Origin of the sequence: Streptomyces fragilis (genome assembly GCF_003112515.1) — a bacterium.
Taxonomy (GTDB): Bacteria; Actinomycetota; Actinomycetes; order Streptomycetales; family Streptomycetaceae; genus Streptomyces; species Streptomyces fragilis.
Genome location: NZ_BEVZ01000002.1, coordinates 957,200 through 969,790, shown reverse-complemented (window position 1 = coordinate 969,790; position 12,591 = coordinate 957,200). Strand labels below are relative to the sequence as shown.

General features: G+C 72.5%; 12 protein-coding genes and 1 pseudogene. All 13 read left to right on the top strand.

Annotation, left to right across the window (positions count from 1 at the left end):
• Positions 1–108 precede the first annotated feature (108 nt).
• The 13 genes and pseudogenes from Sfr03f_RS06180 (at position 109) to Sfr03f_RS06120 (ending at position 12,500) form a co-directional block, all read left to right on the top strand.
• Positions 109–900, top strand: coding sequence for a hypothetical protein (locus tag Sfr03f_RS06180; protein ID WP_108952659.1), 792 nt, complete (start codon positions 109–111; stop codon positions 898–900).
• Between the two features lie 242 nt (positions 901–1,142).
• Positions 1,143–1,526, top strand: a complete 384-nt coding sequence (locus Sfr03f_RS30160) for a hypothetical protein (RefSeq protein ID WP_245967419.1) — start codon at positions 1,143–1,145, stop codon at positions 1,524–1,526.
• A complete protein-coding gene (locus tag Sfr03f_RS06170) occupies positions 1,523–2,320 on the top strand; it encodes an SPDY domain-containing protein (protein WP_159105559.1) in 798 nt (265 codons plus the stop codon). Before Sfr03f_RS30160 ends, Sfr03f_RS06170 begins: the two co-directional genes overlap by 4 nt.
• A gap of 105 nt (positions 2,321–2,425) precedes the next feature.
• On the top strand, positions 2,426–3,241 hold the full coding sequence (locus Sfr03f_RS06165) for an SPDY domain-containing protein (protein ID WP_108952656.1): 816 nt from the start codon (positions 2,426–2,428) through the stop codon (positions 3,239–3,241).
• Between the two features lie 54 nt (positions 3,242–3,295).
• Positions 3,296–3,880, top strand: a complete 585-nt coding sequence (locus tag Sfr03f_RS06160) for a hypothetical protein (protein ID WP_108952655.1) — start codon at positions 3,296–3,298, stop codon at positions 3,878–3,880.
• A gap of 15 nt (positions 3,881–3,895) precedes the next feature.
• Positions 3,896–5,227, top strand: coding sequence for an SPDY domain-containing protein (locus Sfr03f_RS06155; RefSeq protein ID WP_108952654.1), 1,332 nt, complete (start codon positions 3,896–3,898; stop codon positions 5,225–5,227).
• Positions 5,224–5,841 carry a hypothetical protein gene (locus tag Sfr03f_RS06150; protein ID WP_159105558.1) on the top strand — a complete coding sequence of 206 codons (618 nt, stop codon included), beginning with the start codon at positions 5,224–5,226 and terminating at the stop codon, positions 5,839–5,841. Before Sfr03f_RS06155 ends, Sfr03f_RS06150 begins: the two co-directional genes overlap by 4 nt.
• Before the next feature lie 96 nt (positions 5,842–5,937).
• On the top strand, positions 5,938–7,650 hold the full coding sequence (locus tag Sfr03f_RS06145) for a type IV secretory system conjugative DNA transfer family protein (RefSeq protein WP_108953479.1): 1,713 nt from the start codon (positions 5,938–5,940) through the stop codon (positions 7,648–7,650).
• Positions 7,651–7,774: 124 nt separating this feature from the next.
• Positions 7,775–8,650 carry an adenine nucleotide alpha hydrolase family protein gene (locus Sfr03f_RS06140; protein ID WP_108952652.1) on the top strand — a complete coding sequence of 292 codons (876 nt, stop codon included), beginning with the start codon at positions 7,775–7,777 and terminating at the stop codon, positions 8,648–8,650.
• Between the two features lie 98 nt (positions 8,651–8,748).
• Positions 8,749–9,696, top strand: coding sequence for an alpha/beta fold hydrolase (locus Sfr03f_RS06135; protein ID WP_108952651.1), 948 nt, complete (start codon positions 8,749–8,751; stop codon positions 9,694–9,696).
• 47 nt (positions 9,697–9,743) lie between these two features.
• Complete coding sequence (locus Sfr03f_RS06130) at positions 9,744–10,094, top strand: hypothetical protein (protein WP_108952650.1); 351 nt, start codon at positions 9,744–9,746, stop codon at positions 10,092–10,094.
• 32 nt (positions 10,095–10,126) lie between these two features.
• A pseudogene (locus Sfr03f_RS06125) lies at positions 10,127–11,391 on the top strand (DNA cytosine methyltransferase).
• On the top strand, positions 11,391–12,500 hold the full coding sequence (locus Sfr03f_RS06120) for a DnaB-like helicase N-terminal domain-containing protein (RefSeq protein ID WP_108952649.1): 1,110 nt from the start codon (positions 11,391–11,393) through the stop codon (positions 12,498–12,500). Before Sfr03f_RS06125 ends, Sfr03f_RS06120 begins: the two are co-directional and overlap by 1 nt.
• Positions 12,501–12,591: the final 91 nt, after the last annotated feature.

The window sequence follows — 12,591 nt, the reverse complement described above, 5'->3', positions numbered from 1 at the left end:
GGGGCGTCGATTCCGCGAGTTCGCACTACTCCATCTGGCCGCCTCCGCCGCTCCTCTCCCGCGCCGTGAACCACTGACGGACCCTCTCCCTCCCCCTCGAAGGACTTCATGCACGACCCTGACCTCCACCACTTCGACCCTGGCCGTCTGGCCTCGTTCGCCGATGTGCTCGCTGATGAACTCCCCGGCTCCTGGCGCACCTCCTACCGCTCCCCGGCGGACCCGAGGAAACTCGCCGACACCCTGGACAGGACGTGGGACCTCGATCTCGTCGCCGAGTCCCTCGCCACCCACCCTCCCGGCCACCTGGCCGTCCTGACCCGCGACGACGGAGTCCAGCTGCTCCTGCTCGACCGGCACGACGGCCGTGACGGGTTCCTCGCCGCCGCCCTCGCACCCGAGGGCCTGCCGGCGGAGGCGTTCCGCGGGATCCGCGAGCCGAACGGCATCGCCCTGGGTGACGACCCGTTCCTCAGCGCCGAGGTGATCGCCAGTGACCTCCTGGCCCGATACGAGAGTGCGCTCGCCCAGGTCCGCGTCAACGCGGCCGCGCTGACGGACGCGCCCGATGCCGGGCAGATCCACCCGTCCCAGCCCGATCGCGTCGTCCTTACCTGGCAAACCGACGGTGACCTCGCCGCCTCGCCCGCCACCGAGCAGGCCGCGGAGGTCCTGCTGGCCAACGGGTTCACGCGTGACGAGCGGACCGGTGTCTACCGTCTGAGCGGCGAGGACACCGCCGTGCAGGCCCGGGCCGTGCGCAGGGTGGGCTCCGAGCTCGCCGCCCGCGGGATCAGCACCGCCCTGCGCCATTCGGCTGCGCCCCCCGCCCTCACGGTCACCGCCGCTTCGTCGCCGCGTCCGGTGAGGACGCGAGCTGCCACCGGACGGTCCCGGTGAAGCACCGGCACCGCCAGGATTTCGCGGCCGGCCGCGCGGTCCCGTTCATGTCCGCCCGGCTGAAGCCCCGCCTGGCATTCGCCGTCTTCCGCCGCTACCCGCGTCGACGCGTCGTCCTCGACCCGGCCGGCGTCACGAGTCCGACAGATCCGCGCGCGCTGAGCGATCTGCGCTCCGTACGGCGGATCGGGTTCCCTCACCACCACTGACCGCGCCCCGGAGGACGCATGGAACCGGCCTCGATGCCACCCCACCACGCCGACTTCCGCACCACCAGCATCCGCCACCAGCTCGACGGCCTCACCCGGTTCCTGTCCGATCCCGGCCTTCCGCCAGAGCGGGCCGTGGACGCCGTGGCCCGGATCCTCGACCCCGACAAGGGCGTCCTGGTCCACTTCACCGACCTGGTCGCCGCCGCCTCACGCTTCGCCAGGACCGAGGCCGAACGCGGGGCCCTGCCCGCGGAGATATGGCTCGCGCTCGGCCGAGCCGCGAACGAACTGCGGGCCATCGGCGCCGGCTTGGAGGAACACGTCGACGCCCTCCGCGACCTGAGCGGCCGGATCGCCCCGGTCTCCATCGCGCCGCCTGCGGCGGCGCCGCTCGTCGTCCGGCGCCGCCGGTGAGCAGGTTCAGCCGACGCCCCCGGCCGACGTCCGCCGAGAAGGCAGAGCAGCATTACCTCGTCGCGCCGCGCGCGCTGGCCGGCGGGGGCGATCTGCGGCACGTCTTCGAGTTCCTGGCCGCCGGTGACTGGCCCCTCGCGGTGTGGCCCAGCGGCCGGGTCGCGGCCCGGGACCCGGCCGACACGGTGCGGGTGGCCTACGACCCCAACGGCACACCGGCCGGCTGGACGATCAGCGGCAAGGCCACCGGTGAGAACTGTGAGCCGTGGGCGGTGACGTTCGGGCAGGCAACGCCGGTGGAGATCGTCGCCGCGTTCACCGACGCCCTCACGGTGCCCCGCTCGGCGCACGCGCCCAACGTGTGGGCGCCACTGGAGCGCGCCGGGTGGAGGACCAGCCAGGACGCCGACCGGTACACCGCGCGGAGCCCGGACGGAACGGCGTGGCTGCAGTACCACCAGGGCCGCCTCGGCTCACTGTGGTGGGCGGCGGCCCGCAGCAAGGAGGGGATCGGCTGGACGGCGACGTTCACGCCCTCCACCCCCATGCACCTGATCCAGGCGTTCGCCGCGGGTTTGTCCGATCCGCGGCCGGTGATGCGCGCACGCGGCTTCGTCCCGCCCATCGCCGCCCTGGAGACCACCTCCGTGTCGGTGCTGCCCTCCGAGGTCAGGTCGTGGCACGAAGCGCGCCTGCGGTCGGCTCGAACCGCCGCCTGGGCCCGCTCCTCCGGGCCCCCCGGGACAGCGCCGGCCCTGCGCCCCGCGAGCCGGCACACCGCCACCTACCGCTGATTTCCTCCTACTTCGCAGGAGTCTCGTTGACCCCACCACCGCGGCCCGTCCCATACGTCCCTCTGCCGTCCGCGCCTACCGGGTGTCCGCTGCGGAGGGTGGCCGATGCCGGTCAGTGACAAGCAGATCGCCTCGTTCGCCGCCGCCCACGAAACGAAGGTCCTCTTCGACACCAGCCCGCGCCATCTCGCCGGCCCCGGCGACGGCCGCCACATCACTCACGGCCTCGCGGCCGCCGGATGGGCGCTCGTGTCGGACCCGCTGAACCCGCTGATGGTGATGCGCAGCGATGACTGTCACCGTCGGCTGATCCTGGACGGCTCCAGCCACTTCGCCTACTGGTCGCTGCAGAGCCACGCCGTGGACGAGGAGCAGCGCTGGTACGCCTCGTTCGGCTACCGCACGCCGGTGGAGATCCTTGCCGCGGTCACGGACGCTCTCGCCGGCCCATCCGCCGGGGGCACCGACCCGTGGCAGACGATCCGGGACGCGGGCTGGCCGGTCATCTCCGAACGCGACGCTCGCTCCCCGGACGGCCTGTGCCAGATCTCGCGCTTCGACGACGACCTGAGCGATCCCTGGTACGTCGAGGTCCGCGAGTACCCGCACGAGCACGCCCCGCTGTGGTGGCGCGCGACGTTCCACGGCGACACTCCGGTGCGGCTGGTGAACGCGTTCCTCGTCGCCCTCACCGACCCCGCGCCGCTGCCGCGCGGACAGTACGGCGACGACGTGCACCACAAGGCTCTCCAGAAGCCGAGCGGTCTCACCGGCAAGCGGTTGGTCGAGGCCCACACCTCACGCCTCGACGCCCTGCGCGCCCAAGTCCGCGCCACGCGACGCCGTGCCCGGGCCGCGTCCCAGCCGACCACCACGCCTCCCGCACGGTCAGCGAGTACAGCGACGGCCGCTCACCGCTGACCACGCGCGGCACCGCGCGCCCCGCTCTTTCCCCCTCGACGCGGAGACCTCCCCATGCCGCCTTCTTCCATACCGTCCGCCCACCGCGCGATGCTGCGAGACCTCGACCGGTTCCTCCGCGAGAGCGACCGCGTCCTCGCCGCCTGGCGCGTGTACTCCGAGGAGCACACCGACCTCGACGGTTGGCCCTTCGACGACGACGCCTACGGCCGACGCGCCACCGACCGCGACGCGGCCGTCGCCGAGAGCTTCGACCACGTGCGTGGGGGCGCCGCCCATCTCCTCGCCACCGCCCGCGCCCAGCTCGTCCTCCTGCCCACGGGTGCCGCCCAGAGCCGCTGGGCCTGGCAGCTCACCGTCCTGCAGGACGCGCTCGACCGCCTCGGCGCGCTGCGCGAGACCTGGCGGATCACGCGGGACAGCCTCCCTCCCAACGCCGGCCCGAGGACATCCGCCTTCGATGACACCCACGCCGCCCACCTCCGCGCGGCAGGGGCCGCGCTGAACGAGTGGGCCGTCCACGGCCACGCCATCCGCGAGATCGACAAGGCCGCCCGTAGCGCCCCCTTCCGGCTCGTGCCGCGCCCCGCCACCAGCCCCGCGCAGACCCCGGCACGCGTCGAAGCCGCCCAGCGATAACCACGAGAGGGTCACGTGAACCACTGGCGCACCCCCGAGGAACATCAGCGGCGGCTTCGTCAGCTGGCGCTCTTCCTCCGCGACAGCGCGCGGATCGACGCCGCCTGGCACGCCCGTCTCGCCCGCGCAGGCGGCGATGGCGAGCCGCCGTCCGACAGGCCGTACGCGCGCGCACCGCTCGTTCGGCGTCGCGACGCCGAACTGTGGCGCGCGTTCAACCGGATCCGCTTCCACGCCCTGACGCTCCTGGACGTCGCGCGCGCCCAGATGCGCGACCTGCCGGACGAGCTCGTCGAACCGAGCTGGGCGGACAAGCTGGACGCGCTCGACAAGTCGATCTCGTATCTGAATTTCCTCCATCAGGAGTGGGTCGACCACCGAGAGCTCCTGCCGGCCGAGATCACACCGGGGTCGGAGGAGTTCGCCGCGATGATCGCCGAGCGCAACGCCGAGGGCCGCCTGGAGATCCGCGTCTGGGCCGAGAAGGGGCACGTGCTTCAGGACATCCACGCCGCGGCATGCCCGGAACCCGTCGCCGCCGGCACGCTGACCGTACATACCGACTGGCTGGAGACCAGCCCCCGGCATCTGGCCGGACAGGGCGACGCCCGCTACATCACCCGGGCCCTGCGGGCGGCCGGGTGGAGAGCCTCCACCGACCCGGACCGCCCGAGCGTCGCGCTCACGAGCACGGACCGGCGCCACACCGTCGTGCTGGAGCCCGGTCCCAACGATCTCAAACCGTGGTGGCACATCCACGGAGCAACCGAACACGGCTCCTGGCACGCGGAGTTCACCGCCCACACCCCTGTCGAGATCCTCTCCGCCCTCACGGACTCCCTCGACCATCCGGTCTCCGCCCACGACAACGAGGACGTCTGGACGGTGTTCACCGCCGCAGGCTGGTCCTACGAGCGGGACGACCTCGACACCGAGATCGCCCGCCACCCCTACCGCACCCTGCGCGTGAGCCGGTGGACCGCCTCCACCACCGACCACTTCCACTGGACCGTCGAGGCCACCTTCCCCGACCCCGGCCTGGGCGCGGACATCGTGTGGCGGGCCTCCCTCGACGACACAACCCCACCCCACCTCCTCCACGCGCTCGCCCAAGCCCTCACCAGCGACGCCCCCGCCCTGCGCGAGATGTTCGACGTGCCGCACACGCACCTCGTCACCCAGACGTCACTCAGCCACCGCGGCACCAGAGCCGCGAGAGAACTCGAGCACCGCCTCCACGCTCCCCTCGGCCGCCTCCACACCGGACAGGCAGGACAGCGGCCCCCGGTGAGCAGACGACCCTCACCACCGCCCCCGTCCACCCCCACCGCCACCCGCACGCCATGAGGAAACCGGCCACCACCGCGATGACCACCACCCGACACGAGCAGCAGCTCCGCCAACTCGAGCGCTACCTGCGAGACAGCGAACGGATCCTCGCCGCGTGGGACGCCTACTCCGACGAGCACACCGACAACGACGGCTGGCCGCTCGACCCGGACTCCTACGGCCGCCGCGCCGCCCAGCGGGACGCCGAGACCTGGCGCGCCTTCGACCGAGTGCGAGGAAGCGCCAAGGAACTGCTCGCCACGGCCGAGCGCGAGCTGCGGCGGATCCCGAGCACACTCTCCCGCTCGTGCTGGCCGTGGCAGCTCGGTGTGCTCGAGCAGTCACTCGAACAGATCAACGAGCTGCAGCGGCAGTGGCTTCGGACGCGAGAGACGCTGCCGTGGGACGCCGTCCCGGGCACCGACGCCTACGACGACACGATCGGCGAGCGGAACGAGGAGGCGTGGCACCCGCTCAGCGAATGGCGCGACCACGGCCAGGCGCTCCTGGACATCCACACCACGCTCCAGCACGCCTCCGTCCTCCACCAGGCGTTGACCAGGCGACGCACCACGACCGCCACGGCACCCGCGGATTCACCGTCGACGCGCCGCCCCCGCCCCCGCGTCTGACCGCCCGGCCGCCTCACCCCGGAGACACCGCTTTCCGTGCCCTTCTCGTCCCCGAACACATCCAACGACGGCTACGACATCGCCTTCCGCGTCCTGATGGCCACCCTCGCCATCGCCGTCCCCCTGGCCAACCTCGCCTGGCTCGGCGGCAATCTCACCGCCTGGGCCACCGGCTCCGACCCCTGGGCGCCCTACCAGCCCACCACCGCCCTCCTCCACCCCGAGCTGCTGTGGCCCGCTGTGAGCAGGACGCCGCTGCTGATCGGCACCCGCGTCGTCCCCGGCCTCCTGGTCGTCGCCGCCGCGATCGCCGCCGCGGTGCTCTGGTCCCGGCACAGGACGCGGGCCGGGCGCGGGAAGAAGGTCGCCGGTATGGCGAAGGCGAAGGACATCGAGCCGCTGCTCGCCAAGGCGATCACCGCCAAGGCACGCTCTCTGCGCCCGAGCCTGCGCGCCGCCCAGCGCGTCGCGCCGAAGGACGCCGGCATCCTCCTCGGTAATCTCCAGGGCACGCGCCAGGAGGTCCGCATGGGATACGAGGACGTCGCCGTCGCGATCATGGCGCCGCGTTCCGGCAAGACGACCAGCCTCGCGATCCCGTCGATCCTCGCCGCGCCCGGCCCGGTGCTCCTCACCTCCAACAAGGCCGCCGGCGACGCCTACACCGCCACCATCGAGACCCGCGCCGCGGTGGGCCGGGTCTGGTCGATGGACCCGCAGCAGATCGCCCACGCCGAGCGGACCATGTGGTGGAACCCCCTGGCCGACGCCAAGACGCTGGAGGGCGCGGGCCGGCTGGCCGGGCACTTCCTGTCCGCCTCCGTGGACGCCTCCCAGCAGGGCGACTTCTGGTCCAAGGCCGGCTCCAACATCCTCGCCCAGCTCTTCCTCGCCGCCGCGCTCGACGAGCGTCCCGTCACCGACGTCATGCGCTGGCTCGCCTTCCCCGCCGACCGCACCCCGCTCGACATCCTCCGCGACCACGACTTCACCGCCGTCGCCTCCCAGCTGAAGGGCACCGTCGAGGGCCCGCCCGAGACCCGCGACGGCATCTACGAGACCGCCCGCCAGTACGCCGCCGCCCTCCTGAACTCCGACATCGCCGCCTGGGTCACCTCGCAGAAGGACGTACCCGAGTTCCGGCCGTCCGAGTTCGTCACCTCCACCGACACCCTCTACCTGCTGTCGAAGGACGGCGGTGGCGGCGCGTCTGCCCTGATCGCCGCCTGCGCCGACTCGGTGATGCGCGCCGCGACCGCCCAGGCCGAACGGGCCGGAGGCCGACTCGACCCGCCGATGCTCGCGATCCTCGACGAGGCCGCCAACGTCTGCAAGATCAGCGACCTGCCCGACCTCTACTCCCACCTCGGCTCGCGCGGCATCATCCCGATCACCATCCTGCAGTCCTACCGCCAGGGCCAGAAGGTCTGGGGCGACGCCGGCATGGACGCCATGTGGTCCGCCTCCACGATCAAGGTCATCGGATCCGGCATCGATGACCCGGACTTCGCCGACAAACTCTCCCGCCTGATCGGCGACCACGACGTCGAGACCACTTCCACCTCGACCTCCGACTCCGGCAAGTCGACCTCCGTCTCCATGCGGCAAGAACGCATCCTCCCGCCCGACGCGATCCGCGCCCTCCCCAAGGGCACCGCCCTGTGCTTCGCCACCGGCATGCGCGCCGCCATGCTCGACCTGCGTCCCTGGTACCTCGAACCCGACGCCGACCAGCTCGCCGCCGCGTCCGCCCGCGCCTCCAAGGCCATCACCGCCCGCGCCGTCGCCAAGCACGCCCGGCGCCGCTGACCTCTCGCCCGCTTCGCCGGCCTTCTTCGCGGCCCACTCGCGGCCAACTCCCAAGGAGCCGTCAATTACCGCAGACCCTCGCTTCCGCGCGATCTCTCTCGGTGCCGGAATCCAGTCCAGCGCCATGCTCGCCCTCTCCGCCCGCGGAGTCCTCCCCAAGGTCGACTACGCGATCTTCGCCGACACCGGCTGGGAACCCCAGGCCGTCTACGACCATCTCGACCGCCTCGAGCGCGAGATAGCGAACCCGGCCGGAATCCCCATCCTCCGGGTCTCCTCCGGCAACATCCGCGACGACGCCCTCGATCCGGACCACCGCTTCGCCTCGATGCCCCTGTACATCCTCAATCCGGACGGGAGGCCGGGGATGACCCGGCGCCAATGCACAGGCGAGTACAAGATAAAACCGATCAAAAGAAAAATTCGGGAGCTTTTGGGATATCCGCATCCGGTGCGGATCCCGAAGGACGTATTCGTCGAGCAGTGGGTCGGAATCTCCACCGACGAGTTCCACCGCGCCAAGGACTCCGACGTGAAGTACATGCGCAACCGGCACCCGCTGATCGACCTGGGTTGGAGCCGTGACGACTGCGTCCGCTACCTCACCTCCATCGGACTCGCCGACACCCCCAAGTCCAGCTGCCTGGGATGCCCGTTCCACGGCAACGCCCAGTGGCGGCACATCCGCGACAACTCCCCGAAGGAGTGGGAGGACGTCGTCGCGTTCGACGCCGCCATCCGCAAGGGCAACGCCCGCGCGAACGCCTCCGGGAACCAGCTGCTCGGCCAGGCGTTCCTGCACCGCTCCCGCGTCCCGCTCGCCGAGGCCCCCATCGACCACGTCACCGCCTCCGAGTGGGCCGCGATGCAACGGCGGCTCGGCGACGACAGCGTCGACGTCGAGGAACTCGAGGCCGGCGTCGTCGAGGGCTGCTCCCCCTGGGCCTGCCGCGGGGCGGCCCCGGACATGGCGCGGGACGACTTCGGCCTGGCCTCGTAGAGCAGGCACCCCTACGGCCGCGCCTCCTCACCGCTTCCCGTCGGGGGCGAGCACCGTCCCCGACTGCTTCCCCGTCCTCCCCTCAGCTCAAGGTCGAGATGCCTCCAGCCCAACTCCCCACCGAGACCGTCACCGCGTACGCCTCCGACGGCACCCGCCTGTCCGTCTATCTGGACGCCCCCGCGCGCCCCCGTCCCGACGCCGCGACCGTCGTACTGGTGCACGGTGCGTCTGTCACCGCCGACCTCTGGCGCGCCCACACCCGGCACTTGACCGATCGCGGATTCCGGGTCCTGCGCTACGACCAGCGCGCCCACGGTCACAGCCTCCGCGGCGAGGCGCCGCTGTCCGTCGAGCAGCTCACCGACGACCTCGACCGCGTCGTGTCGGCCTGTGCCCCGGCGGGGCCGCTGGTCCTCGTCGGCCACTCACTCGGCGCTCTCCTCCTGCAGGACCTCGTCGCACGCCGTCCCGCCCTGCTGTCCCGCGTGCGCGGCATGGTCCTGCTGTCGGCGACCGCCCGCCGGGCGAGCGTCCTGTCCGGCCTGCGCCCGCGTGCCCTCCTGGCCGCCGCGGGGCGCGGGCTGGCGTCCCTCGCCTTCGCCCACGCGCCCTCGGCCGTCGACTGGGCCCGCCGGCGGCTTCCCCCCACCCACCGCTACGCGCTCACCCCACGCCCCGAGGCCGAGCCGGTGGGCGGTCCGCCGCTCTGCCGTCACGGCGTGCGGCACACACGCACCGCCGATCTCAACACCCTGTGGCAGGCGCTGCACCGCTACCAGCCGCATGACCTGCGTGCGCTGGAGCGGCTCGGATCCCGGGTGCTGCTGATGGCCGGCTCCGGCGACCGGCACATCCCCGCCGCTGACACCGCGCACCTGGCGAGCCTCCTGCCGGACGCCCGGCTGGAGATCGTGCCGCGTGCCACGCACGCCCTGCCGATCCGCCACCCGGAGCTCGTCAGCGCTCGCATCGCCGCCCTCGCCGCTCACGACACCGAACCGACCCGAGGCACCAGCGCCGACAACTTCGGTCTGGCCTCATGAGCGCTCTCCGCGCCCCCGTAAGCCCCACCCATCCCAGCAGGAGTTCCATGAGTCTTGCCGACGCCCACGATGTCGACGTCCGGATCTATCACCGCGACGGAACGATTTTCGCCGACACCCGCACCGGCGCCCCCGAATCGCTGCTGACCCTGCTGGACAGTCTCGGTCTGGAGCGCCACCAGGTGTCCGGTGACGTCTGGCACCAGGTCCCCGAGGCCATGGACGAGATCGCGATGAAGGACCTCGTCGACCTCGTCGAGGCCCTGGTCACCGCGGCCGACCTGAGCATCGAGGTCGATCCCGGGATCGTCGGCGGCACCGCCTACCGAGCGGCACTCGCCACGGCACCCCAGCCAGCCGCCGACACCGTCAAGTCCCGCTCCCTGCGTACACGTTGACCTGCTCCTCCTCCCCCGCGCGTCCCCTCTCCGTGATCGACCTGTTCGCCGGGCCGGGCGGCTGGAGCCACGCCCTGTCCGTCCTGGGCGTGCGGGACGTCGGATTGGAGTGGGACCCGTGGGCGTGCCGGACCCGGGCGGCGGCGGGGCAGTTGACGATCCGCGCGGACGTGGCGGCGTATCCGGTGTGGCCGTTCCTGGGCCGGGTGCGAGGGCTGATCGCCAGCCCGCCATGTCAGGCGTGGTCGATGGCCGGCAAGCGCCTCGGCCTGGTCGACCAGCCCCTCGTCCACCAGGCCGTCGCCGACCTCGCCGCCGGACGCGACACCCGCGAGCGGCTCCTGGCCGCCTGCCGTGACGAGCGTTCCCTGCTCGCGGCCGAGCCCATGCGCTACCTCCAGGCGCTCAACGCCGTCGGCGAGCCCGAGTGGGTGGCCATGGAGGAGGTCCCGGACGTGCTCCCCCTGTGGCGGCAGTACGCGGCTGTCCTGCGCGGGTGGGGGTTCTCCGTCTGGACCGGCATCCTCAACGCCGCCGACTACGGCGTGCCGCAGACCAGGAGGCGGGCGATCCTGCTCGCCTCCCGCGTCCGCAACGCCGAACCGCCCCCGCCGACCCACGCCCGGACCGCCGAACCGGAGTCCCTCTTCGGTCCGGGGCGCAAGCGGTGGGTCAGCATGGCCGAGGCGCTCGGCTGGGGCGCCACCGACCGCCCGGTGCCCACCGTGTGCGCCGGCGGCGGACCGGGCGGAGGTCCCGAGCCGTTTCCCTCCGGCTCCCGCAAGACCCTCTCCGACGCCCGGGCCCGCGGCACCTGGACCCCCCATCCCACCGCAGGCGTCGTCCTGCGGTCCCGCCGCGAGGGATCCGGCTGGGCCGCCCGCGGCGGCGCACGCGAGAACCGTCCCGTGAACCGTCCCGCCCCGACCTTCACCGCCGAGGCCCACCGCTGGTCGTGGGCCCTGCGGACCAACAACCAGGCCAACGCCACTGTCCGCCCTGCCGACGAACCCGCCGGGACCCTGTTCTTCGGCCACCGCTCCAACGAGTGCGTCTGGGTCGCCGCCCCCGACCCGGACCGTGCCGGCGAGGAAACCGCGCCGCCGAGTCCGATCCGCATCACGGCCGCCGAGGCAGGGTCCTGCAGACCTTTCCCGCCGACTACCCCTGGCAGGGCAACAAGAGCCAGCAGTTCTCCCAGATCGGCAATGCGGTCCCCCCACTCCTCGCCGGCCACCTCCTCGCCCCGCACCTGAACGTCCCGCTCAATCCCGACGACTTCGCTCTCGCCGCCTGATGTCCGACATCACAACGCCAGCCGACGACACCCTCGACCCGGCCTCGCCGCAGCCGGTCCACTACGCCGAACAGGCCCTCCTCGGTGCCCTCCTCCTCGAACCCCACCGTCTCCAAATGCTCGGTGACATGGCGCCCGAGCAGTTCGCCGACGCCACTCACCGCGCGCTCTTCGCCGCACTGCGGACCGTTCCCCTACCCGACGCCGAACAGCACGCCCGGAACGCCACCTGGCTGAGCACCGTCCTGGCCGCCGCCCGCGAGCGGATGCCGACCTTGCCGACCTCCTATCCGCACCAACTGGTCCAGGCGTGCCCCTGGCCACAACACCTTCCGGCTTACGCCCAGATCGTCAAGGGCGAGCACGTCCGCCGGCTCCTGCGCGCCCACGCCATCGATCTGGCCCAGGCGGCCGCCGACGCCTCCCATCCGGACCCGGTCGCCGAGGTCCTCGCGCGGTCGGACGCCCTGGCGGCGCTGCTCGACCGGCTCACCGAGCAGTTCGCCTCGCACCCCGGTTCCATGCCGCGCAGGCCACCACCGTCACCGCCCGGAGAGCGTCCATCCGCGGAGGCGGTGGAGGAGGAGCGGATGCTGCTGGCCAGCGCGACGGCCCACCCCTCCGAGCTCGCCGAGACCCGGTGGCTGATGCCGGGGGACTTCGTCCTGCCTCTGCACGCCACCCTCTGGGAGTGCCTCACCGCACTCGCTCACCGGGGAGCCGACATCGACCCCGTCACCGTTCTTTGGGAGGCACAACACCGCGGCGTCCTCCAACCCGCCGGCCATGCGGGCACCACGCCGGAGGAAATCCTGGCCATCGTCTCCTCCCCCGCGGGCTCCCTCGCCTACTGGGCCGAGAAGATCCTTCGCCGCTCCGTCCTCACCCACGCCCGCGGCCTCGCCGCCACCATCACCTCGCTCACCGCCACCCCGGCCAACACCCCCCGTCAGCTGGTCACCGGCAGCCGCCGCGCCCTCGCCGAGTTCACCACCGTGATCAACCGCCTCCGCCACGCCACCACCCCGGCGCCGCGAGCCAGACCCGCCACCCGCGCGACGCCGGCGCGACCCCGCGCGGGCCCACCCGCCCTGCGCGCCACACGCTGACCCAACCCCCAACGACCCAAGAGAGGCCCCCGATTTCCCACGACCAGACCGACTCGCCCTCCTTCCAGGTACTGCTCGACAGACATCCCCA